Origin of the sequence: Thiobacillus denitrificans DSM 12475, assembly GCF_000376425.1 — a bacterium.
Taxonomy (GTDB): Bacteria; Pseudomonadota; Gammaproteobacteria; order Burkholderiales; family Thiobacillaceae; genus Thiobacillus; species Thiobacillus denitrificans.
The window spans coordinates 132,946-154,553 of sequence record NZ_AQWL01000004.1 but is presented as its reverse complement, the minus strand read 5'-3'; the positions used below and the strand labels follow the sequence as shown (position 1 = coordinate 154,553).

The 21,608-nt window shown below is 62.8% G+C and carries 21 protein-coding genes; 5 read left to right on the top strand and 16 right to left on the bottom strand.

Features of this window, described 5'->3' with window-relative positions; translation table 11 throughout:
• Window positions 1-161: 161 nt before the first annotated feature.
• Together soxC and B059_RS20275 are read left to right on the top strand one after the other, a co-directional pair.
• Window positions 162-1,628, top strand: a complete 1,467-nt coding sequence (gene soxC / locus B059_RS18820) for a sulfite dehydrogenase (RefSeq protein WP_245538750.1) — start codon at window positions 162-164, stop codon at window positions 1,626-1,628.
• On the top strand, window positions 1,612-2,202 hold the full coding sequence (locus B059_RS20275; RefSeq protein ID WP_081601593.1) for a c-type cytochrome: 591 nt from the start codon (window positions 1,612-1,614) through the stop codon (window positions 2,200-2,202). Before soxC ends, B059_RS20275 begins: the two co-directional genes overlap by 17 nt.
• 169 nt (window positions 2,203-2,371) lie before the next feature.
• Here the strand turns inward: B059_RS20275 and B059_RS0107610 are convergent, their stop codons facing one another.
• From B059_RS0107610 to pdhA, 3 genes are all read right to left on the bottom strand, one after another.
• Window positions 2,372-5,374, bottom strand: coding sequence for an FAD-dependent oxidoreductase (locus B059_RS0107610; RefSeq protein WP_018077645.1), 3,003 nt, complete (start codon window positions 5,372-5,374; stop codon window positions 2,372-2,374).
• Window positions 5,375-5,486: 112 nt separating this feature from the next.
• Window positions 5,487-6,470: an alpha-ketoacid dehydrogenase subunit beta gene (locus B059_RS0107605; RefSeq protein WP_018077644.1), complete on the bottom strand. Its 984-nt coding sequence runs from the start codon at window positions 6,468-6,470 to the stop codon at window positions 5,487-5,489.
• 19 nt (window positions 6,471-6,489) lie between these two features.
• Window positions 6,490-7,491, bottom strand: a complete 1,002-nt coding sequence (gene pdhA / locus B059_RS0107600; RefSeq protein ID WP_018077643.1) for a pyruvate dehydrogenase (acetyl-transferring) E1 component subunit alpha — start codon at window positions 7,489-7,491, stop codon at window positions 6,490-6,492.
• Window positions 7,492-7,603: 112 nt separating this feature from the next.
• Between pdhA and B059_RS0107595 the strand changes: the two genes are divergently transcribed.
• A complete protein-coding gene (locus B059_RS0107595; RefSeq protein ID WP_026177380.1) occupies window positions 7,604-9,067 on the top strand; it encodes a M17 family metallopeptidase in 1,464 nt (487 codons plus the stop codon).
• A gap of 11 nt (window positions 9,068-9,078) precedes the next feature.
• On the opposite strand, the gene B059_RS0107590 is transcribed toward B059_RS0107595, so the two are convergent.
• Complete coding sequence (locus B059_RS0107590; RefSeq protein WP_026177379.1) at window positions 9,079-9,399, bottom strand: carboxymuconolactone decarboxylase family protein; 321 nt, start codon at window positions 9,397-9,399, stop codon at window positions 9,079-9,081.
• 100 nt (window positions 9,400-9,499) lie between these two features.
• Here B059_RS0107590 and B059_RS0107585 point away from each other — a divergent pair, with 100 nt between their 5' ends.
• Window positions 9,500-10,180, top strand: a complete 681-nt coding sequence (locus B059_RS0107585) for an RluA family pseudouridine synthase (protein WP_018077640.1) — start codon at window positions 9,500-9,502, stop codon at window positions 10,178-10,180.
• Window positions 10,181-10,211: 31 nt separating this feature from the next.
• On the opposite strand, the gene sodC is transcribed toward B059_RS0107585, so the two are convergent.
• Window positions 10,212-10,733 (bottom strand): superoxide dismutase family protein, encoded by a 522-nt coding sequence (gene sodC / locus B059_RS0107580; RefSeq protein ID WP_018077639.1) that lies wholly within the window; start codon window positions 10,731-10,733, stop codon window positions 10,212-10,214.
• A 284-nt stretch (window positions 10,734-11,017) separates the two neighbouring features.
• Between sodC and B059_RS0107575 the strand changes: the two genes are divergently transcribed.
• Window positions 11,018-12,706 carry a methyl-accepting chemotaxis protein gene (locus B059_RS0107575; protein WP_018077638.1) on the top strand — a complete coding sequence of 563 codons (1,689 nt, stop codon included), beginning with the start codon at window positions 11,018-11,020 and terminating at the stop codon, window positions 12,704-12,706.
• Window positions 12,707-12,708: 2 nt separating this feature from the next.
• Here B059_RS0107575 and B059_RS0107570 read toward each other — a convergent pair whose 3' ends face one another.
• From B059_RS0107570 to B059_RS0107515, 11 genes are all read right to left on the bottom strand, one after another.
• Entirely contained in the window at window positions 12,709-13,194 is a 486-nt protein-coding gene (locus B059_RS0107570) for a hypothetical protein (RefSeq protein WP_018077637.1), read from the bottom strand.
• A gap of 24 nt (window positions 13,195-13,218) precedes the next feature.
• Entirely contained in the window at window positions 13,219-13,725 is a 507-nt protein-coding gene (locus B059_RS18815) for a hypothetical protein (protein ID WP_018077636.1), read from the bottom strand.
• Window positions 13,726-13,831: 106 nt separating this feature from the next.
• Window positions 13,832-14,146 carry a thiosulfate oxidation carrier complex protein SoxZ gene (gene soxZ / locus B059_RS0107560; protein WP_018077635.1) on the bottom strand — a complete coding sequence of 105 codons (315 nt, stop codon included), beginning with the start codon at window positions 14,144-14,146 and terminating at the stop codon, window positions 13,832-13,834.
• 34 nt (window positions 14,147-14,180) lie between these two features.
• Window positions 14,181-14,660: a thiosulfate oxidation carrier protein SoxY gene (soxY, locus tag B059_RS0107555; RefSeq protein ID WP_018077634.1), complete on the bottom strand. Its 480-nt coding sequence runs from the start codon at window positions 14,658-14,660 to the stop codon at window positions 14,181-14,183.
• A gap of 31 nt (window positions 14,661-14,691) precedes the next feature.
• Entirely contained in the window at window positions 14,692-15,624 is a 933-nt protein-coding gene (soxA, locus tag B059_RS18810) for a sulfur oxidation c-type cytochrome SoxA (protein ID WP_018077633.1), read from the bottom strand.
• Between the two features lie 12 nt (window positions 15,625-15,636).
• Window positions 15,637-16,131 carry a sulfur oxidation c-type cytochrome SoxX gene (soxX, locus tag B059_RS0107545; RefSeq protein ID WP_018077632.1) on the bottom strand — a complete coding sequence of 165 codons (495 nt, stop codon included), beginning with the start codon at window positions 16,129-16,131 and terminating at the stop codon, window positions 15,637-15,639.
• 42 nt (window positions 16,132-16,173) lie between these two features.
• Window positions 16,174-17,625: a TonB-dependent receptor gene (locus B059_RS0107540; RefSeq protein WP_018077631.1), complete on the bottom strand. Its 1,452-nt coding sequence runs from the start codon at window positions 17,623-17,625 to the stop codon at window positions 16,174-16,176.
• Between the two features lie 459 nt (window positions 17,626-18,084).
• Window positions 18,085-18,555 carry a periplasmic heavy metal sensor gene (locus B059_RS0107535; protein ID WP_018077630.1) on the bottom strand — a complete coding sequence of 157 codons (471 nt, stop codon included), beginning with the start codon at window positions 18,553-18,555 and terminating at the stop codon, window positions 18,085-18,087.
• Complete coding sequence (locus B059_RS0107530) at window positions 18,555-18,998, bottom strand: anti-sigma factor family protein (protein ID WP_018077629.1); 444 nt, start codon at window positions 18,996-18,998, stop codon at window positions 18,555-18,557. Before B059_RS0107530 ends, B059_RS0107535 begins: the two co-directional genes overlap by 1 nt.
• A gap of 42 nt (window positions 18,999-19,040) precedes the next feature.
• Window positions 19,041-19,613, bottom strand: a complete 573-nt coding sequence (locus B059_RS0107525; protein WP_018077628.1) for an RNA polymerase sigma factor — start codon at window positions 19,611-19,613, stop codon at window positions 19,041-19,043.
• 166 nt (window positions 19,614-19,779) lie between these two features.
• Window positions 19,780-21,447 carry a thiamine pyrophosphate-binding protein gene (locus tag B059_RS0107515; protein ID WP_018077626.1) on the bottom strand — a complete coding sequence of 556 codons (1,668 nt, stop codon included), beginning with the start codon at window positions 21,445-21,447 and terminating at the stop codon, window positions 19,780-19,782.
• Window positions 21,448-21,608: the final 161 nt, after the last annotated feature.

Here is a 21,608-nt window from a genome sequence, read left to right as displayed (position 1 = left end):
CCGCAAGCCTCCCAGGCATCGTGCACCCGTTATCCAGCAAGAACCGGCAGTCAGAATAAGGGAAATCCTGATATTGCATTGTCAGGTTTTACGACTTAAATACAAGCCGGGACAGAAACTGTCGAGCTCAATGGCTTATCCATAAAAATGGAGGAATGAAGATGTCTATCTTTGATCCGGATAACGACGCCAAGAACACATTGAAAATAGCGTCTTTGGTCGAGGCCGAGGAAGCCTTCATCGACAAAGCCAGAACAAACGCCGATTCGGTGTATTTCAGCCAGCATGCTGAGCCGGCAGCGGTAGTAAAAGATGGGCATGCCGAAGAGGTTGATCGTCTTCGACAGCCACAAAACCGACGCCATTTCCTGGCTTCCGTCGCAGCGCTCGCCAGTTCGGGCGTGGCGGGGAGGGCCATCGCGCAAACCGCCGGCCTGTCTCCGGACAACAAGGCCCCTGCAGGCGCGGTATGGCGGTCGGTTCCGGAAGATGCCACAAAGATTGCAGGCGTCGCCATTGGCGAAGACGGGGGCTATGGGACGCGCTCTCAGTTTGAAACCGAGGTTCGTTGGCGCTTTGGCACCAAGACCCCCATCTCCTCCTGGTCGATGACGCCACTGGAGCAGGGGGTTGGCATCATTACCCCGTCAGGACTGCATTTCGAGCGGCACCATGGGGGTATCGCCACCATTGATCCAGCTACGCATAAGCTGTTCGTGCATGGCATGGTGAAACAGCCAAAGAAATTCTCGATGCAGGACGTGAAGCGCTTTCCGTCGATATCTCGAATCCATTTCATTGAATGTTCCGGCAATGGCCTTACCGAATGGTCGAAACCCACGCTGAAAACCGTACAAGGTACGCACGGTCTCGTCTCAACTTCCGAATGGACAGGCGTTCCACTGTCGACAATCCTGAACGAAGTCGGCGTCAAATCGGGTGCCAAATGGCTGCTCGTAGAGGGAGGTGACTCTGCGGTAATGACGCGGAGCATCCCAATCAGCAAGGCAATGAAAGATTGTTTCCTTGCCTATGGGCAGAATGGAGAAGCGATTCGCCCTGAACAGGGGTACCCAATACGCCTGATCGTTCCAGGATACGAGGGGAATATGCATATCAAGTGGGTTCGCCGGATCGAGTTGTCCGACAAACCGTTCATGACACGCGAAGAAACTTCAAAATATACCGATCTGCTTCCCAGTGGCAAGGCGGTGCAGTTCTCTCTGGTCATGGATGCCAAGTCGGTCATTACGCGACCATCCGGGGAAATGACGCTCTCCGGACCCGGTTTTTATGAGATCAGCGGGTTGGCGTGGTCTGGACGCGGCCGCATAAAACGTGTCGATGTCTCCACCGATGGAGGGAGAACGTGGAAACCTGCGGATTTGCAGGGCCCGATCCTGCCGATTTGCCAGACACGTTTTCGTTTTCCTTGGGTGTGGAACGGTAAGGATGCGATTTTGCAAAGCCGTTGCGTGGATGAAACAGGGTATGTCCAGCCAACGCTTGGGCAGCTTATCGAAGTGCGGGGTTTGAATGGGCCTATCGGTTCAATTTACCACCTCAATGCAATCCAGAGCTGGAAGGTTGATACCGCAGGGAGGGTAAGCAATGTTCACTACTACTAAACTCTTTTTGCACGTCACGGCGTGCAGTGCCTTGTTCGCACTTAATACCTATACCGTGAGCGCAGACCCGATTCGGTATGGATTTGGCGCGCCGGCATCTGCAAGTGATCTACAGGATTTCGTCTCGTCTTTGCCGGATGGCCGCGGTCTACCGGCAGGCAGCGGCACGATTGCACGGGGCAAGAAAATTTACGACGAGCAATGTGCATCCTGTCATGGACAAAAACTGGAAGGTGGCATAGGTGATCGATTGATCGGCGGGAGGGGAACGCTGGTGAACAATGACCCCAAGAAAGCGCCGGTCAAGACTGTTGAAAGCTACTGGCCCTATGCAACGACATTGTTTGACTACATCAAGCGGGCAATGCCATTTTATACGCCAGGGACATTGACGAATGACGAGGTATATTCGGTAACCGGATATATCCTCTCAGAGGCCAATATCATGAGCGGCGATGAGCCGGTCACTGCGGAAAGTCTGGTAAAAGTCTCCATGCCGAATCGCGGTGGATTCATTCCAGACCATCGGCCCGATCGCTTCAAACCGGCAGATAAGCATCCACGCTTACGCTAATCCACTGCTCGTATGTTTTTGCATTCTCCCGGCCGTATGCGTCCGGGAAAATCCCATGCCCGGTAATTCGACGGCTAAGTTTTTCAGATTGGCGTGGACGGTATGATTTCGCATCCATCAATAGCAAGGGCCGCAAATGCGGCCCTTGCTATTGATGGGGATGGCAGGATTATCGCTTTGCCGTGCGCCGCAGGCGGTTCAACAGCCGCCGCGCCAGTTCGCCGAACAGCTCGGTCTGGGTCGGATGCGGGAAGATTGCCTTGGCGACCTGGGTCAGCGTCATCTCGCCGGCGACCATCATCACGCCGATGCCGATCAGGGTGTCGGTGTGGTCGGCGAGGTAATGCACGCCGATGATGCGGCCGCTGGCCTTGTCGGCCACCAGCTTGATCATGCCCTCGGTCTCGCCGGTGATCATCGCCTTGGCGTCGATGCTCATCGGCATCTTCGCCTCCACCGCGTCGATGCCCTTGGCCTTGGCCTGCGCCACCGAGAGGCCGACGAAGCCGGCCTGCGGGCGCGAGAAGGTGACGCCGCAGTCCTTATCCTGGTCGTATTCGCTTGCGTGGCCCAACAGGTTGTCGGCCGTGACGCGGCCTTGCGTCGCGGCGGTGTGGGCGAGCATGTAGCCGCCGATGACGTCGCCGACCGCGTAGATGTTCGGCGCGCTGGTGCAGCAGCGGGCGTCGACCTTGATCGCAGCGCCGTCGAGTTCGACGCCGATCTTGTCCAGATTCAGCCGGCTGGTGTCGGGACGCTTGCCGGTGGCCATCAGCACGACGTCACACTCAAAGGTGGACTCGACGCCGTCCTTGTTCGCGTAGCGCAGCTTCATCGCGCCGGGCTTGCCGGAGACCTCGTTGATGGCGGCACCGGTGACGACGGTGATTTCCTTTTCCAGCAAGGCGATCAGGTGCTTGGCGATCTCTTCCTCGGTTTCGGCGAGGATACGGTCATGGCGTTCGAGCATCAGCACCTCGGTGCCGAAGTCGCGGAAGATCTGCGCCATCTCGACGCCGATCACGCCGCCGCCGACGATGCCGAGTTTCTTCGGCGGCGCGGCGAGGTTCCAGATGGTGTCGGAGGTGACCACGCCGCCGGAGGCCAGGTTCTCGCGCGCGCCGGGAATCGGCGGCACGAAGGCGGGGGCGCCCGTTGCAATCACCGCGGCACCGAAGGAAACGGTGTAGGGCTCGCCCTCGACCGGAGTGACCTTCAACGTGTGGGCGTCGACGAATTCGCCGTAGCCTTCGCGCACGTCGATCTTCATACCCTTGTCGGCCTTCAGCGCCATGTCGCCGCGGCTGGTCTGTACCCAGCGCCGGTGCTTCTCGACCTGTTCCCAGTTGAGCCTGGGTGTATTGGTGCCGTCGACGCCCATCTCGGCGTCGTGCGCGCGGTTGCGAATATTGTCCGCCGCGGCGCGCCAGGCCTTGGATGGAATGCAGCCGCGCCACAGGCATTCGCCGCCGGGGAAGGGCTCGTTGTTGACCATCATCACCTTGACGCCATGGTCGGCGAGATCGCGTGCGCAGTCCTCGCCGCCGGGGCCGCCGCCGACGACGACGACCTGGACATCCCAGTTGCCCTCGGGAATCGGCGAGACGGGGGCGCTGGTGGTCGCGGCCGTACCCGTGACGGTTTCAGCGGCCGCGCCGCCAGCCATCCAGCCTTCAGGCGCCTCGATGGTCTGCTTCAGCGTGGCGAGATACAGCGCGACGTCGGCGCCGTTCAGCACGCGGTGGTCGCCAGTGATGGTGAACGGCGTGCCCTGCGGTCCGTTGGCGGCGATCGCCAGGATCGCCGAGATGCCGGGGGTGGGAATCGCGGTGAAGTGCGACACGCCCAGCATGCCCATGTTGGAAATGGTGAAGGTGGGGTTGGAATATTCGGCCGGCGCGAGCTTCCGCACGCGGGCGCGCTCGACGAGGCCCGTCCAGTCGGCCTGCAGCGCCTCCAGCGGCTTCTTCTCGATGCCGTGCAGGATCGGCACCACCAGTCCGCCGTCGTTCGACATCACCGCCACGCCGAAGTCGTGGTTCGCGCGCTCGACCAGCTTGTCGACCGGCTGGTAGGCCCAGTTCATGCGCGGGAACTTCGCCATCGCCACCGAGCACGCTTTGGCGATCGCCACCGTCACCGAGACCTTGTTCGCCTTGGCAGCAGCGGTCAGCTTCGCGGTGTCGATGTTCACCGTGACGTTGAAGGTCGGCAGGGTGAGCGAGGCGGTCATCGCGTGGCTCACCGCCTTTTCCATCGAGGTCATCGCACGACCCTGGCCCGGCACGTCGACCTGCGGCAGCGAGTGCGCGACCTCCTGCATCGAGGGCCGTGCGCGCGCCACGTCGGCGGCGACGATCACGCCGGACGGGCCGCTGCCGGCAAGGCCAGTGAGATTCACGCCGAGCTGCGCCGCCACCTTGCGCGCATAGGGGCTGGCCTGGCGGCCCTGCGGGCGCGCCACCGGCGGCAGGTTGCCGGCGGCGGACACCTGCGCGGGCGCAGCCTTGGGCATGGGAATATGCGCCGGCTTGTCGGCCGCATGCGGGGCAACCTTGTGGATGTCCTTGACCTTGTGCTCGGCGGAAATCGTCACGCCGGTGTCGTTGGCCTTGGCGGCATCGTCGACGATGAAGGCCATCGGATGGCCGACCTCGACCACGCTGCCGACATCGGCGATCGGGCCGGAGAGGAAGCCTTCCTGGAACACCTCGACGTCCATGATCGCCTTGTCGGTCTCGACCGTGGCGACGATGTCGCCGCGCCTGATCGCCTCGCCGGGCTGCTTCTCCCAGGTGACGACGACGCCTTCGGTCATGGTGTCCGACAGCTGCGGCATCACCACCGGGGTGCCGGCGTGGTGCGGGATCATCTCGGTCTGCGCCTTTTCCGCCACCACTTCGTCGGCGGCAATCGCCACGTCGCCGGCGGTGTCGGTGATGTAGCCGAGCGCTGCACCGACGGCGATGGTCGCACCGACGTCGGCTAGCGGGCCAGCGAGATAGCCGGCCTTGAACACTTCGACGTCCATGATCGCCTTGTCGGTCTCGACCGTGGCGACGATGTCGCCGCGCTCGACGCGGTCGCCGGGCTGTTTTTCCCAGGTGACGACCACGCCCTCGGTCATGGTGTCCGAGAGTTGCGGCATCGTAATGGCGTAATGTTGGGACATGTTTATTCCTGAAAAACTTTCATCCGCGAAGGACGCGAAGAAACGCGAAGAAGGCACACCGGGATGACGTTTTCCTTCGCGTCCCTTCGCGTCCTTCGCGGAAAAAAAGGGTTTACGCTTTTCCGAACAGCTTCAGTACTGCCTTGACCACATCCTCGTGATCCGGGATCGCCGCTTTTTCCAGCGTGTGGTTGTAGGGCTGCGGCACCAGCGCCGAGTGCACGCGCACCGGCGCGGCGTCCAGTTCGAAGAAGCATTCCTCGTTGATGATGGCGATCACTTCGGAGCCGACACCGACCGGCGCTTCGTCTTCCTCGGCGATGACGGCGCGGTGGGTTTTGCTGACCGATTTCTTGATGCCTTCGCGGTCCAACGGCGACAGCGAATAGAGGTCGACGACCTCGGCCGAGATGCCGTACTGCTTGTCGAGGATTTCGGCCGCTTTGAGGCACCAGTGCACCGAGACGTTGTAGCCGAACAGCGTCACGTCGGTACCGGCGCGAGCGATCTCCGAACCTTCCAGTGGGTGGAAGTATTCGCCGTCGGGCACTTCGCCCTTCATGTTGTACATCAGCTCGTGTTCGTTGATGAACACCGGGTCGTCGCAGCGGATCGCCGACTTCAACAGGCCATAGGCCTGCCTGGGGCTGGACGGCGTCACCACGCGCAGGCCGGCAATGCCCATGAACACCTTTTCCATGCGCGCCGAGTGCTGCGCGCCGAGCTGGTGCGCGGCGCCGCCGGCGGAACGGAACACGCACGGCGCCGTGAGCTGACCGCCCGACATGTAGCGCACCTTGGCGGCGGAGTTGAACATCTGGTCCATCGCCAGCCAGGCGAAGTTGACCGACATGATTTCGATGACGGGACGCACGCCGAGGAAGGAGGCGCCGATGCCCAGCCCGGTGAAGCCGCCTTCGGAAATCGGCGTGTCCATCACGCGCAGCGGGCCGTATTTTTCGTACAGGCCCTTGGTGGCCTTGTAGGTGCCACCGGCCACGCCGATGTCTTCGCCCATGCAGATGACCAGCGGGTCACGCGCCATTTCTTCGTCGTGGGCGCGCTGGATCGCTTCCCAGTACATGATGTTTGCCATGTTGTGTATTCCTTGAACCTTAAGCGGCTTTGCCCGTGAGCCACGGGAGCTGGGTGTCACGCTCGGCGAGCACGTATTTTTCGAGATCCTCGATGCGCGGCTCGGGGGACTCCTCGGCGAACCTGATCACCTCGTTCTCGATGTAGGCGTCGGTTTCCTTTTCCAGAGCCTCGAATTCGGCCATGGTCAGCGCGCCTTCCTTGATCAGGCGGTCGCGCAGAATGAAAATGGGGTCACGCTGCTTCCACAGCTCCTCTTCCTCGCGCGAGCGGTAGCCGCGCGAATCGGACATCGAGTGGCCGCGATAGCGGTAGGTCATGAGTTCGAGGAAGTAGGGGCCGTTGCCTGCGCGCACATGGTCGACCGCCTTGCGCGCATGCTCGTAGACGACTTCGATATCCTGGCCGTCGCACTCGTCGGCCGGGATGTTGTAGGCGGCGACGCGCTTGTGCTGGTGCACCACGGCGGTGGAGCGCTCGATCGAGGTACCGATGCCGTAGAGATTATTCTCGCACACGAACAGCACCGGCAGCTTCCACAGCGCAGCCATGTTCAGCGTCTCGTGGAACACGCCCTGGTTGTTGGCGGCGTCGCCGAGGAAGCAGATGGATATCTCGTCGCCGCCTTTCAGCTGGATCGCCTTGGCGATGCCGGCCGCCAGCGGGAACGGGCCGCCCACCAACGCGTAGCCGCCCATGAAGCGCTTGTCGGTGTCGAAGATGTGCATCGAGCCGCCGCGGCCTTTGCTCGACCCGGTTTCCTTGCCGTACAGTTCGGCCATCACTTCCTTCGGATCGGCGCCGCACTTGATCGCGTGGACGTGGTCGCGGTAGCCGGTGATCACGTAATCGTGGCCGGGGCGCGCGGCTTCCATCACGCCGTTGCAGCAGGCTTCCTGGCCGGGGTAGAGGTGCAGAAAACCGCCGATCTTGCGTTCGATATAGGCCTGGTAGCAGCGCTCTTCAAAACGGCGGTGCAACACCATTTCGCGCAGCACACGTTTCTTGTCTTCAATCTTCATTCGGTTACCCTTGTTGGATGGGGCGGAAAACGCGCTGGAAAAAAATCAAACGCGTAATTATCCGGGAAACCCCGCCAACCATCAAGAAAAACGCCATTCGCAAGGAATCGCCATGCTGCCTAAACTCACTGAAAACAAACAGGAAATAACCGTTAAATCGCTGGGAGCGGTGGCGCATGCATTGTTGCTGCTACCGGTGTCGAAATCCCTGCCCGAGGTGCCGGGCAGCATTGAACTCAAGGCCGCGATGAAGCGACGCGATCTCAAGATCGATGCGCTGGCCAAGTCGCCGGTGGCGGCGCAGCTGCCCGGCGGCACCCTTGCGGTCTACGCGATGCTCAAGGCCGACGCCGGCGCCTTCGAAACCCACGAACTGGTGCGCAAGGCATTGGCCTTGCTGCTGGGCGAGCATCCCAAGTCGCTGGCGCTGGCCGTGTTCGGCGAGGATGCATTCAAGGCGCGTGCAGCGGAAGCGGCGGTGTACACCGCGCTGGTCAATGCCGTGCCGCTGCCGTCGCGCAAATCCAAGCCCGATCCGGTGCTGAAAACCGTGCAGCTGTTCGGCCACCAATCGGCCGACGGCTTCGCCCGCGCCCAGGCGCTGGCCGAAGGCAATATTCTCACCCGCAGCCTCACCGTGCAGGGACCGGATGAGCTCTCTCCCGGCGTCTACCGCAAGCGCATCAAGGCGCTGGCGAAACAGTACGGCTGGACGGTCGAGGAATACGGCTTCGACAAGCTGAAGAAGATGGGCGCCGGCGCCTTCTGCGCGGTGGCGCAGGGTTCGCCGTCGAAGGATGCGGCGATCGTGCGGATCCGCTGGGAAGGGGGAAAGGGGAAGGGCAAAGGGTTGAAAAAAGTGGCCTTCGTCGGCAAGGGCATCTGCTTCGACACCGGCGGCCACAACCTCAAGCCGGCCAAGTACATGCAGGGCATGCACGAGGACATGAACGGCTCGGCGGTGGTGCTCGGCATCCTTGCCGCCGCGTCGAAGCTGAAGCTGCCGGTCGCGCTGGACGGCTGGGTCGCGCTGGCCGAGAACCACATCAGCCCGCAGGCCTACCGGCAGAACGAAGTGGTCACGGCGCTCAACGGCACCACCATTGAAGTCGTCCACACCGACGCCGAAGGCCGCATGGTGCTGGCCGATACGCTGACCTTGGCGGCCAGGGGCAAGCCCGATCTCATCGCCGACTTCGCCACGCTCACCGGTTCCATGCACTACGCGCTCGGCAGCCGCATGTCCGGCGTGTTCGCCAGCACCAGCGCGATTGCACACCAGGCCTCGCGCGCCGCCACCTCAAGCGGCGAGCGCATCGTCGTCTTCCCCTATCCGGATGACTACGACGCGAGCCTCGATTCGACCGTTGCCGACGTCAAGCAGTGCAGCATGGAAGGCGAAGCCGACCACATCCTCGCCACCCGCTTCCTGTCGCGCTTCGTCGGCGACATGCCGTGGCTGCACATGGATCTTTCCGGCCATAGCTGCAAGGGCGGGCTCGGCGCGGTGATGAGCGACGCCAACGGCTTCGGCGTGGCGTGGGCGATGGCCTTGCTGGACGGCTTGAAGGGCTAGCCGCCCTTCTTTCATGCCTTCCGCAGGATGTCGCCGGCCCAGCTCAATGCGGCCGAAACCGTAGGAAACCCAAGGGTGCTGGTGAGGAGGACGATGGCGTGGTAAACCTCCTCGGGGCTTGCCCCGTTATCGATCGCCCTTCTGACGTGGCTGTGAACGGCGCCCTCGGAATGTATCGCGATAGCCGCGGCGAGCTGGATGAGGTTCGCAGTCTTCCCGTCGAGTGGCCCCTGTTTTTTGAGAACCTTGCCGAGGCCTTCAACCGCATCGATGAACGCCTGGTGCGTTTTTTTCTCGAGCAGATAATGCTCGGGGAATTTTTCCTTCGACATGAGATCCTCCAAATTAGGCCCCTGGGAATTTCACTTTAGTCGAGCTCCAGGCTGAACTCGAAAGAAATGCCGGAAAAGGAAAGGAATGCGGGATTCCGCAATGAAAAACCACCCCGCTGACCATGATGCCGAATCTGCCTGCTCTGCCATCGAGCCACGCTATGCCGACCACACCCTGCTGGTGCTCGACAAGCCCAGCGGCCTGCTGGCGGTGCCAGGGCGCGGTGTGGACAAGCAGGATTGCCTCGCCGCGCGGGTGCAGGCCCGCTATCCCGACGCTCTGGTCGTGCATCGGCTCGACATGGCTACCTCCGGACTGATGGTGATGGCGCGCGGTGCGGCGGCACAGCGCGAACTCTCCCAAGCGTTTGCCGCGCGCGCGGTGACGAAGCGCTATATCGCAGTGGTGGCCGGGCGGCTGGAGGTGCCGCCGGAAGAGTGGGGAATCATCGATATGCCGATCGTCGTCGACTGGCCCAGGCGGCCGTTACGGATCGTCGACCGCATCCGCGGCAAGCCGAGCCTCACCCGCTGGCGCGTGCTGGGGGTCGACGAAGCCGGCGCAAGCACCCGCGTCGAACTCGAACCCGTCACTGGCCGTTCGCACCAGTTGCGTGTTCATCTGCGGGAACTGGGTCATCCCATCCTGGGGGACGCGCTGTATGCGCCGCCCGAGGTGCAGGCCCGAGCCGGGCGCTTGCTATTGCACGCCTGGTCGCTGCGTTTCGCGCATCCATTGACGGGAGACGCGCTTGCGTTCGAGAGCCCGGCGCCGTTTTGACGGGGCGGACGCTCGAACGCGGACGAGTGCTTTAATTCACCACGCCGCAAGCCATGCGCGCACCGCCGCCGCCGAGCGGCGCCGGATGGTCGGCATGGTTGTCCCCACCGACGTGGATCATCAGCGAGCGTCCCTTCATGTCGGCCATCTTCAGGCGCGGCGCCAGCACGGGCTGGGTTGCGTTTCCGGTCGCATCGACGAAAAGAGGCGGCAGGTCGCCCAGGTGTCCGTTGCCCCACGGGGTGCCGTGGCGATTGGTCTTTTCGGGATCGTAGTGGCCGCCTGCAGCGAGCGCCGGAACCATCTTGCCGTCCTTTTCCTTGGCCTGGCAGTCCGGGTTCTGGTGCACATGGAAGCCGTGCATTCCAGGCGTCAGGCCGCTGAGGGCAGGGGTGAATACAAGGCCATGGCTGGATTCGCTGATGGTCACCATGCCGATGGCGGCGCCGATGCCCTTCTCGTCCACGAGATGCATCGTCACCACGCTGTCGGCGGCAGCGGCCAGAGGGGCGAGGCTCAAGGCCATCGCGTATGCCAGCGATCTGATTTTCATGTCTACTCCTTCAGGGGAAAGTGGAAACGTCTACGCGACAACCCAGGGGCAGGGGCAGACAGGCCTTCCCCTCGATCGGCCGATCCATTATAGGAACAGGCGAAGTCTTCCGTGCTTATCGGCTGACAGGTTCCAGACTTCCCGCGAGGCCTTCCGGGCCAGTAACACTGCCGTCATGCGGCGCCGCTAAATTCCCTTCCCTGCGCTGCGGCACGTCCGCCGCTTTTCATACTTGGGTCTGCCGGGATTGGCGGGACAAGCCATCAAGCCATGCAAGGGCTGCTATGCCTGGGGAAAAAATGTCGTTCGAAAACATGAAAATCAGAGTCCGGATGGGCCTGGGGTTCGGTCTGATTCTGGCCTTGACGCTGCTGGCGGCAGGGCTCGGCCTGCTGCGCATGGCGACGATCCAGGGTCATCTCGACCGGGTCGCCGGCAGCCACATGGTCAAGATCAAGCGGGTCAGCGAAATGCGCGATGCCCTGCAAACTGCCGCCATCTCGGCCCGCAATCTTGTCCTACTGACGGATGAGGAGGCCATGGAGGCTGCTGCGAAGCATGTTCAGGAACAGCGCAAACGCTATGCGGAGGCGAGCGGGAAGCTGACTGCCCTGGTGACGGGCGAGGCGGAAAAGGCGCTGCTCGCCAGGATCGTCGCGGCACGTGCGCAGACCGACCCCTCGCTCGACAAGGCGATGGGCTTCGCGCTCGGCAACCCCATCGCCGCGACGCAGACGCTGATCGACGAGGTTCATCCGGCGCAGAGCCTGTGGATCAAGGCGCTGGAAGACATGGCGAGGTTCCAGGAAAAGGCCAGCGCCCAGGCGCTGGCAGACGCCGAGGCAGCCTATGCCAGCGCGCGTGCGCTCGTGCTTGCCATGGCGGGTTTGTCGCTGGTTCTGGGCGGTCTGGTCGCCTGGCGCCTCACCCGTTCCATCACCGGTCCGATCGAACACGCGGTGAATCTTGCGCGCGCTGTTGCCGCCGGCGACCTGACGCAGCGCATCGAAGTCCGCTCGACGAACGAGACCGGCCAGCTGATGCAGGCGCTGAAGGACATGAACGAGAGCCTGGTCCGGATAGTTGGCCAGGTTCGCACCGGTACCGACAGCGTGGCCACTGCGTCGAGCCAGATTTCCAGCGGCAACCTCGACCTCTCCTCGCGCACCGAACAACAGGCCTCGAGCCTGGAAGAGACCGCCAGCTCGATGGAAGAGCTGACCAGCACCGTCAGGCAGAACGCCGAGAACGCGCGCCAGGCCAACCAACTCGTCGTCTCCACCGCCGACGTTGCGGTCAAGGGCGGCCAGGTCGTCGGCCTGGTCGTCGACACCATGGCCTCGATCAAGGACAGCTCGCGCAAGATTGCCGACATCATCGGCGTCATCGACGGCATTGCCTTCCAGACCAACATTCTTGCCTTGAACGCGGCGGTCGAAGCCGCGCGGGCGGGCGAGCAGGGGCGCGGCTTTGCCGTCGTCGCCTCTGAGGTGAGGAACCTTGCCCAGCGCAGCGCCGGTGCTGCCAAGGAGATCAAGGCCCTGATTGAAGACTCCGTTGGCAAAGTCGANGCCGGCAGCAAGCTGGTNGACGAAGCNGGCAAGACCATGGACGAGATTGTTGGCTCGGTGAAACGGGTCACCGACATCATGGGCGAGATTGCCGCGGCCAGCCAGGAGCAGAGCGCCGGTATCGAGCAGGTCAACCAGGCGGTTGGGCAGATGGACGAGATGACGCAGCAGAACGCAGCTCTGGTTGAACAGGCGGCGGCTGCGGCCGAGAGCCTGCAGGATCAGGCGGCCAAGCTTGCCGAGGCGGTGAGCGTATTCAGACTGGATGGTTCGAGCGGCCAGCGGGCCGCGCTGCCGGTGCTGCGCGAGGTCGTGGCGCTGCCGCCGTCGCGCCCGAAGGCGGCGGCTGCGCGGCCGAAGAAGCTCGCGGCTGCCGGCGGCGGCCGCGCGTGGGCGGGGTGAATCTAGTGAGGCAGCTTGATCGCCCGCCAGCCCGGGTGATTGAAGTATTTGCCGTAGGTATTCAGGGTCTGGGAAACATTGACCACCCCCATGGCGCGTGCCTGGCCGGGCTGCTTGCCCTTTATCGTGTCGACACCGCCGGCCAGCTCGCCGATGACGATGTGGAGCTGCGCATCGGCCTTGGGGTCGAGCTTGCAGTTGCCCACGATATAAGCGATGCGCGAATCGATGTCGTTCGCCAGGGCGTCGTACCCGGCAGCCGTGAGCTTGCCGGCATGCGCGGCCGGCAGCGCGTTTTCCACAAGTGCCCGGATCGCTTCCATGCCCTGGCGCAACGCATCGTCGGTGGCCCATTTCTTGCCGGCATTGAGCTGGATTGATTGCGGAGCGCCGGCCCCGTGATCGTGGTGGTGGGCCGGACCGGCAGCCTGCACCATCAGGGGGAGCGCCAGCATGGCGGCGGACAGCGAAAGAAGAAGGGGTTTCATGATTCACTCCATGGTTATGGCGGGTTAGCGGGCCGGCTTCACGGCAGTCGTTTTCCCGGAAGTCAAACCTCCCCGCTTCAGAGGTGGAAAGGGCTCGGTCGAAACCTGGTAGATGCCGTGGCAGGCATTGCATGTCTGCAGCAGGGTGCCCATCTGTTTCAGGGTGTGCCTGGGGTCGCCCAGGCTTTCCGCATCCAGCGCAATCATGTCGAACGTGGTGTGCACGGTACCGGCCAACATCTTGAAGGTATCCGGCAATTTTGCCACGGTCTCGGGCGGGATTTCATTGGCGGCCCCGCTGCCCATGGTTCGCGCCGCATCCGCCAGCGTTTTCATGTCTTCCCGGGTCAGCGAGTCGGTCATGGTCTGCAAAACGTGGAGGAAGTTACGCATTTCGAGCAGCACCAAATGGCGCTCGTGCGGTTCGAGTATCAGCTTGAGGCGTTCGTCCTTGCCCACGTCGGCTGCTGCGCCTGCCATGACCAGGCTTGCCGCCAGGCCGAGCCACGCTGCCTTGAAATGTGGTTTCATGAATATGCTCCAAAATTAGAATGGGTTAGTGGTCTTCGGCCGGCGCGGCAGGTCCGTGCCGTCGGCAGCCATGCTTTGCGCGTACCTCGCGCGCCGTGAGGCGGGCTCAGCCAACCGTGGCCTCGGCGCTGTTTTTTTCGCCCTTGCTGTCTTCCCAGTGCACGGTGATCTTGTCGCCGGCCTTGGCGCCCTTCACCTTCAGTCCCAGGAAGGGGTCTTTGGAAATGGCCCCGCCCCATTGGGCGGCAATGACCGTCTTGCCGTTCAGGCCGACGCTGAGCTGCTTGATGAAATGGGCGGGGATCACCTGCCCGGTTCTCGGGTCTTTGCGCTGGCCGGTCTCCATGACGTGGCCGATCAGGACCTTGATTGCCACCAGGTCGCCGGAGAGCTGCGTGCGAATCTTCATCGGTTCTGCCATTTTTCATTCCTTTCCTTGTTTGAAATTCCGTTTCTCAGCCGCCGCAGCCGCCGATGGTGACCTTGATTTCCTTGGCCGCGCTGTAGTACTTGCCTCCGGCCTTGACCACCACGCGCACGTTGGAGGTTTGGCCCATCTTGATGCGGGTGGAGACGTAGCCCTGCGCCCCGTCGACGAACTCGAACATCGCCAGAAGCGGCAGAGGGTTCTTGTCCGCCAGGATGGTGATGGACTGGGTGCCGGCGATCTGGCTGGTCACCTCGACGGGTATCACGGCGCCGTTTTCGGCAACGTCGGAAGCCTTGATCAGGATGTCCTTGCTGTCGGCGACCCCCGATGCACCCAGGCCCTTGAGGACGTCGGCGACGTTTTTGGCCTCGAAGGCGCTCTTGTTCCATTCCGCGGCGAGGGCGCGGCCTGGCACCAGCAGCCCGGCGGATGCGGCGAAGGCGACGAGGCCGGCGGCGCATCCGCCCTTCAGCAACGCCCTGCGTAGTTCATTCAGCTCATTCATGTCGTTCTCCGTTTGCGGTTGCAGTGAACGGTTAGCGCGCCGATGGCACGGAAACCGGGTAGTCGTTGGAAAGCACGGTGTAAAACACCTCCAGGTCGGTGTAAGCCGGGTCGCCGGGCGGCAGTGCCTTGGTGCGGGCCTGCAGGTTGCAGCGCATGAAGCGCTGCTGCAGCGACTCGATATCGCCCAGGGCCAGGCGGTAGGTGGGGAAGTGGGCCGCGTCCCCGAACGGGGTGGTCGGTACCTGGCCGCGGAAGCGCTGGCCCAGCAGGCCCGACGAGGTGTGGCAGGAGGCGCAGGAGAAGTTGAACTGTCCCACCTTGGCATGGAACAGTTTCTCGCCGCGCCGATAGGACTGCATGATCTCGGCGGAGCCGGTGTCCACTCTGATCGGTTCCCGGGCTGACAGGGACTTGAAGTAAAGGGAGATTTGATTGTTTGCCGGCGACCCCTGCTTGAAGGTCTCCCACAGGGCGGTCTGCGCGCAGTGCTCCACCCGGCCCTCGACGGTCATGATCCGCTTGAGCTTGGGATCGTACTTGGGATAGGTCGCCGCCAGCCCCTTCAAGTCGGTTTTGCCCTCGCCGAGGCAGGTGCGGAATGCCGGCTCGCGCTTGGCCCACAGCTTGAACAGTTTTTCTCCCGCTTCCAGCGCCAGGTATCCCGGGTGCATGTCGTCGGTGCGGTCGAAGTCGAGGAATTTCCAGTTCAGCTTCCACTCATGCTCCGGGTCGCCGATCCACTGCTTGTGCTGCTCGAGCGATTTTTCGTCCTGCCAGTACTGCAGGGTGGCGCCGAAGTCGGCATCGCCGGCACCGCCGATGCCGCGGGACGGGTCGATTGCCGCGCGCGGATAGGCTTCACGATATACGGCTCCGGCGCCGGCAGCCGGCCCCGGGGCCGCCATGACGAACAGCGATATCAGGGCAAGCGCGTGCAGGGAAAAAGAATGGTTTCCAGCCATGACAGGGCTCCTTTACTTCGATGACTGCAGGAAGGCGACGACGTCGCGCAGTTCCTGGTCGTTCAGGATTTGGTTGACCCCGAACGTCGGCATGACGGTGTCCGGGTTGCGCCAGCGCATGTCGTAAACCAGGGCGTAGGTTTCCGCGTCGCTTCTGTCCCATGTGCCGTAGGCGCTCAGGTCCGGGCCTTTTGAACCGGGCTGCTCCGCGCCCTGGATCAGGTGGCAGGCGACGCAATTGCCCTTGCTGCGTTCGTTGGCAAACACCTTGCCGCGCGCCGGATCGCCGCCGAGCGGCCCGGCGAGCGCCTGTTTAACCGGCTTGCGGTTCGGGGTCCGGCCGCAGGCCAGGGTGTAGCTCAGGCAGGGCCACTCCGAGAAATCCGTTCCCTTGCCGCCTCCGGCCGCCGGCTGCGCCGGCTTGCCAGGCTGGGCGACGCAGCCGGCGAGCGCGGCGGCCAGTAGCAGCGGCACAAGGTTCCGCCATTTGCTGAAAATCGGTCTCATGAATATTTCTCCTTTGGTGTTTTTCCGTCGCCCGGCGCGTGCCTAGAAGCTGTGCGTCAGCCTGAGCCCGAAGCGGTCGCCCACCGAGCCGGAGACCACGTTCGCGTTGGTGGTGCTGGGATTGCTGATGACGCCAGCGGTCGTGCGCGCCGGGTTCGGGGCGGTGACGTTGCGGAACTCGTAGTTGAAGGTGAGCCGGGTCTTGGGCGTGAAGTGGTAGTTCACGCCCAGGGTCGTGTACTTCAGGATGCGCTCGTCGCCGCTGGTCCAGTATTGGACGGCCGGGTTGGCGTTGGCCGTTTCGTACAGCAGATCGTTACGCGAATAGCGGATGTCGAACTGCCAGTTCTTGTTGAGGTAGTAGCCGTAGTCGAGCGTAATGCCCTTGGCCTTGTTGCCGCGCTCCGCCGCGAACTGGACCAGCCCGCCGTAGGGCGCGTCTGCCGTGTTGGCGGTGGGGGTGTAGTTGATCATCCCGTCGGCGAACATCAACTCGAATTCCACCCGGTGCTTGCCGTTATCCTCGCCGAACAGGTAGCCGAGTGCCTTCATGCCGATGCCGTAGCGGATCCGGTCGAAATCCTGGCTCTCGGTGCCGTTGGCATCGATGACGAAGTTGCGTACGCCCTTGTGGTGGTAGCCGTACAGCTTCACCCCGTGCTTGAGCGGCCCCTTGCCGCCGGGCAGGTCGTACTCGGAGGAGAGATAGAGGTTGAGGTCCTTGTCGCTGTTGTTGTCGCCCCGATGGATGCCGTTGCCGTTGCCGAACATGACCGAGTAGGTGTGGGTCCATTTGTCGCGGCTGAAGGCATCGAAAAACTGCAGTCCCCAGTCGCGCCCGGCGTCCGCGTCGTAGCCGTGCCGGGATACATTGCCGGCATAGCCCTGGCCTGCGATCGGAGCGGTAGCCTTGGCGTTGCCATTGATGAAGCGCTCGATCTGCACCCGCTGCACGAAGTCGGTGAGGAAGATGTAGTCGGTTGCCTCCAGCCCCTGATACAGCTCCTCGGGGCCGGGCTTGCGCAGCAGGCCGGTTCGTACCCGCATGCCGGGGATGTAGTGGAAGGAGAGACTGGCGTCGGTCAGGCTCGCGATGTGCTTGCGCTCGGTGTTGTACGGCTGGTAGTTGGCGACGTTCTCGCCGGCGTTGGCGGTGAGCATGTAATTGATGCGGCCCGGAATCAGATTTCCCCGGACCCCCAGCATCAGGTTCTGCAGATAAAGGCCGGACTCGTCATTTCTCAGCTCCGGGCCAACCCGGCAGTTGTTTACCACTAATCCGTTGTTGGCTGCTGCGGGGCCCACAAAGCCACGCGTGTCCCTGCAGTCGAAGTTGTTTTCGTAGGTGAGCTGCACCGCACCGAGCAAGCGGTGGGTGCTGGCGAGGGGTTCGGTCCCGAACGCCATCACCCAGTTGGCGGCCTGGCTTGCCCCGCCGGATGAAAGCCCGACTGCCGTCCAGGCCGCGGCGATAAATTTCCTCTTGATGCGCATTCCGTTCTCCTCCTCGTTTATCTTTATTGGGTGAACAAACATTGATGCGGGCTGCCTGCTTTGAAGACATCGCGTTCTTCACTGGCTTAAACGAGAGGGCGAGAGAAATGTTCCGGTTTTTTCTACGACCCCGGAGGTTGGGGAAGCGGTGAAGGCAGAAACGCCGCCGCATCGGTGACGACGGCGTTCAGGCGGGAAGAGGGCACGGGCATGGGAGGCCGCTCGGAATGATCCGTCGGCCGCCAGACTGTCCCAAGGGTATGGCGAAAGCGGCTCCAATAATGCCGGCGCTGCTATGCCGTGCCGTATGTCGCTACACGTTGAAATAAGGCTGAGATGTGCCGGCCGGTCGGCATGGCCGAAGCCGGAAATTGCGGACGGTGTTTTCGATCGGCAATGGCTCGATGGCAGGATCGCGCACGTGCGCCATCCTGCCATGTCGATACCGGTTCTGCCGCATCAATCGCCGTGCAGCCGCTCCTCGAGCGAGCCGGCGGGTTTTTGCTGGATCAGGAGTTCGGCCAGAGCTTCCCGCTGAGTGGCATCGAGCATGCGCTGCTCTTCCATCAGCTGCTCGATGACATGACGCTGCTGCTTTTCCTGGAGGCGCGAGATGGCTGCGCGATCGGCTTCGATCGCTGCAAGGTCGGGCTGCTGCGAGAAAATCTGCCGGATCATGCGTTCGCGGTGAATGCGAACCTCCTCCCAATCGGCCCCCATTTCCCGCAGAAACTTTCCTTCTTTTTCCTGCCACTGCCGCCGCTGTTCCTCGCTGAGGTTGAGGTACTCCGCCAGGTGGTCATGCTTGGCGTCGGCATGCAGATCGGGCCCCCCGCCATTTTGCCAGGCCTGGTAGCCCACCGCGCCCAGCACCCCCACGTTGAGAAGCAGGGAAAATGCTAGCAATGTATGAAGCCAGGAACGTTTCATCAGATTCTTTCCTTCGGATAGCATCCCGCGAATCCGATACATATGCCGCCTGGCGGGATGGGATCGAACATGGCCAGCGTCGGGGCAGTCACCTCGGCGTCGAGCCTGCCGGTGAGGAGGCTCCCCAGGAACACCCCCAGCGAAACCGTGGCCACGGCCGCGAATGAAACCGGCAACAGCCGCCACCAGTTGAAGCGCAGCACGCTTGTCGGGCGGGCGCTACGCCGTCCCAGCTCCGCCAACACCACAGGTGCCAGGTCGAATCCCACTTCCGGCTGTGGCAAGGTCTGGAAACACCCCTGGAGACAGCGCAAATCGCGCAGCATTTCCTTGCAGGTGAAACAGTCTTCCAGGTGCCTCTCGAATTTGAGGCGGGTCTTCTCGTCCAGCTCATCGTCGAGGTAGGCGGACAGATTCTCACTTCTTTTACAGTGCTTGCTCATGATCGTTGCTCTCAGATTTGCCGAAATCTCCAAATGATGGCCTTAGATCCTGCCCTTGCAGACCTCCAGCAGAGCCTGTCTCGCACGTGCGATGCGGGACTTGACCGTCCCCTCGCGTAACCCCAGCACATCGCCTATTTCGGCGTACGACATTTCCTCGACTTCCCGCAACAAGAGAACCTGCCGGTAGTCATCCTGAAGCCGCTGCAGCGCCGCTTCGAGAATGCGGACGCGCTGGGCCGATTGCAGTTCCTCTTCCGGCCCGGCCGCAGGGTCGGGAAACTCCATGTGGGCCTCGATCGGCTCGTACTTCACCACCTTCTTGCGCCGCAGTCTGTCCGTGGCCGCATTGCTGGCGATACGAAACAGCCACGTACCAAAAGCGGCGTCAGGCCGCCAGCCGGGGAGTGCGCGAAAGGCTTTGAACATTGTCTCCTGAGTCAGTTCAAGCGCCTCTTCACGGCAGCCCGTCATGCGCAGGAGGAAACGGAAAATGCGATTCTGGTGGCGTCGCACCAGCTCCGCAAATGCTTCCTGCTCGCCGCGCTGGAACAGGGCGATGCACTCGTGATCCTGCAACTGCTGCCAGCTGCCGCATGATTCACTCTTGTTCATCCGGCACTCTGGTCATCGACGTCCCGTTCCTGGGCCCGGCCATCCCACTGCTCTGGTTGGTTCTTGATCCTGTCAGGCAAGTCCGGGATTTTTGGCTGACGGTCTTCTTCCATACTGCGTCAAACGAAGCAGGAAGAGAAAAGTTCCAATTATTTCAACCCAACGGCTAGCGAGCCGACAGGTAGCGGGGGAAGGCGTGTTTGTCGAGCAGGACTTCGATAAGGTTGATCGCGCCGGTGAGGTCGGCGTGGGCAAACAGGGCATCGAGGTCGGCCCCGGTCTCGATGCGGTAGTGTTGCACGCCGAAGGATTGCGCGAGCAGGCCGAAGTCGGGGTTCGCAAAGTCGCAGTCGATGTAGCGTTCGCCATAGAGCTGGAACTGGTTCTTGCGGATGAGCGAGAGCGTGCCGTTGTTGATCACCACCACGTTGAGCGGGATGCCGTAGTTCACCGCGGTCATCATTTCCATGCAGCACATCTGGAAGCCGCCATCGCCGAGGATGGCGAAGGTGGGGCTGTCAGGGGCAAAGCAGCGCGCGCCGATGGCGGCCGGGATTGCGTGTCCCAGCGACGAGATGCCTGAATTCGGGAAGTAGTGGTTGCGGTCGGAGACGTCGAAGTAGCTCTGCGCGAAGACGATGTTGTCGTCGAACACCAGCGCGTTGTGCGGGAAGTGCCGGGCGAGCCCGCTGAAAAATGCCTGGATCAGGTGGAAGGGTTCCGCTTCCGCCGGCGCAGCGTCGCCGCTTGCGGGTGGCGGGGTGGCCGCGCGGTGGCCGTCCAGCAGGTCGCGGGCCTTGGGCGGCATGGCGTCCGCTTCGAGCATGGCGAGCAGTTCTTCCATCACCGCGCGGACGTCGCCGCAGATCGCCACGTCGGGCTGGAACACGCGGCCGAGCTGGGCGGCGTCGCGGTCTACCTGGGCGATCTTCTTGCCGGCCAGCAGCTTCGCGTCCCACAGGTAGCTGGTGCGTTCGTTGAAGCCGGCGCCGAGAAACACCAGCAGGTCGGCGTGGTCGACGAGGTAGCGGTAGGCATTGCCGTTGGACGTCACCCCGAGACAACCCAGCGACAGCGGCGTGCCTTCGGCCACCACGCCCTTGGCCTTGAGGCTGGTGGTGACCGGGACGTTGAAGCGTTCGGAAAAGGCGGCGACGGTTTCGCGCGCACCCGCCTGGATGCAGCCGTAACCGGCGACGATCACCGGCGCATGCGCAGCCCGGATCAGTTCGGCGAGCGCGCTCGTCGGCGTCGTGTGGCGAATCGTGGGCTGGCAGGGGAAATGGATCTGCTCGAGCACGCTGGCGTCGACCTGTTCCTTCTGCACGTTGTACGGGATCGAAAGCAGCACCGGCCCCGGTTCACGACCGAGCAGCGCCCGGGTGGCCTGGTTCAGCACCTGGCCGAGATAATCAGTGCGCTCGACGAGCCTGTGGTAGCGGGTGATGCTGGCGAACAGCGCGCCCTGGTCGATGGTGCCGCCTTCGCCGGAGCTTTCCTGCAGGCCGCCACGGCCGAAGATGTAGGTCGAGGTCTCGCCGGTGATCACCAGCACCGGCAGCCGCTCGGCGTAGGCATTGGCGATGCCGGTAATGAGATTGGTCGCTCCCGGCCCCGCGGTGGCGATGCAGGCGGAGGGCCGCTGCGACACCCGCGTGTAGCCGCCGGCCATGAAGGCCGCGCCCTGCTCGTGCTTTACCAGCACGCTCTTCACGCCCGAATCATGCAGGCTGTCGTAGATCGGCAGCACGTGCGCGCCCGGCATGCCGAAAATGTGGTCGATGCCCAGGCGTTCCAGATACCGGACGATCAGTTCGCTGACGGAAATATTCATGTGCTTGTCAGGGTGTTGTGCAGGCTTGCTCCGTCGGCGCGCGTTTCGCCGCGGCCGTCCGTCCGGGATTTGAGCACAAGATGCGGTGCGGGAAAACCTTGGATGTTGCGTGGGATAGGGCTTGAGTCCGGCCGGAGATGCCGGCTTGGCGGAATGGGTGC

Coding starts and splice junctions, on each gene's coding strand:
- soxC (WP_245538750.1), top strand. CDS start 162: ATGTCTATCTTTGATCCGGATAACGACGCCAAGAACACATTGAAAATA.
- B059_RS20275 (WP_081601593.1), top strand. CDS start 1,612: ATGTTCACTACTACTAAACTCTTTTTGCACGTCACGGCGTGCAGTGCC.
- B059_RS0107610 (WP_018077645.1), bottom strand. CDS start 5,374: ATGTCCCAACATTACGCCATTACGATGCCGCAACTCTCGGACACCATG.
- B059_RS0107605 (WP_018077644.1), bottom strand. CDS start 6,470: ATGGCAAACATCATGTACTGGGAAGCGATCCAGCGCGCCCACGACGAA.
- pdhA (WP_018077643.1), bottom strand. CDS start 7,491: ATGAAGATTGAAGACAAGAAACGTGTGCTGCGCGAAATGGTGTTGCAC.
- B059_RS0107595 (WP_026177380.1), top strand. CDS start 7,604: ATGCTGCCTAAACTCACTGAAAACAAACAGGAAATAACCGTTAAATCG.
- B059_RS0107590 (WP_026177379.1), bottom strand. CDS start 9,399: ATGTCGAAGGAAAAATTCCCCGAGCATTATCTGCTCGAGAAAAAAACG.
- B059_RS0107585 (WP_018077640.1), top strand. CDS start 9,500: ATGAAAAACCACCCCGCTGACCATGATGCCGAATCTGCCTGCTCTGCC.
- sodC (WP_018077639.1), bottom strand. CDS start 10,733: ATGAAAATCAGATCGCTGGCATACGCGATGGCCTTGAGCCTCGCCCCT.
- B059_RS0107570 (WP_018077637.1), bottom strand. CDS start 13,194: ATGAAACCCCTTCTTCTTTCGCTGTCCGCCGCCATGCTGGCGCTCCCC.
- B059_RS18815 (WP_018077636.1), bottom strand. CDS start 13,725: ATGAAACCACATTTCAAGGCAGCGTGGCTCGGCCTGGCGGCAAGCCTG.
- soxZ (WP_018077635.1), bottom strand. CDS start 14,146: ATGGCAGAACCGATGAAGATTCGCACGCAGCTCTCCGGCGACCTGGTG.
- soxY (WP_018077634.1), bottom strand. CDS start 14,660: ATGAATGAGCTGAATGAACTACGCAGGGCGTTGCTGAAGGGCGGATGC.
- soxA (WP_018077633.1), bottom strand. CDS start 15,624: ATGGCTGGAAACCATTCTTTTTCCCTGCACGCGCTTGCCCTGATATCG.
- soxX (WP_018077632.1), bottom strand. CDS start 16,131: ATGAGACCGATTTTCAGCAAATGGCGGAACCTTGTGCCGCTGCTACTG.
- B059_RS0107540 (WP_018077631.1), bottom strand. CDS start 17,625: ATGCGCATCAAGAGGAAATTTATCGCCGCGGCCTGGACGGCAGTCGGG.
- B059_RS0107535 (WP_018077630.1), bottom strand. CDS start 18,555: ATGAAACGTTCCTGGCTTCATACATTGCTAGCATTTTCCCTGCTTCTC.
- B059_RS0107530 (WP_018077629.1), bottom strand. CDS start 18,998: ATGAGCAAGCACTGTAAAAGAAGTGAGAATCTGTCCGCCTACCTCGAC.
- B059_RS0107525 (WP_018077628.1), bottom strand. CDS start 19,613: ATGAACAAGAGTGAATCATGCGGCAGCTGGCAGCAGTTGCAGGATCAC.
- B059_RS0107515 (WP_018077626.1), bottom strand. CDS start 21,447: ATGAATATTTCCGTCAGCGAACTGATCGTCCGGTATCTGGAACGCCTG.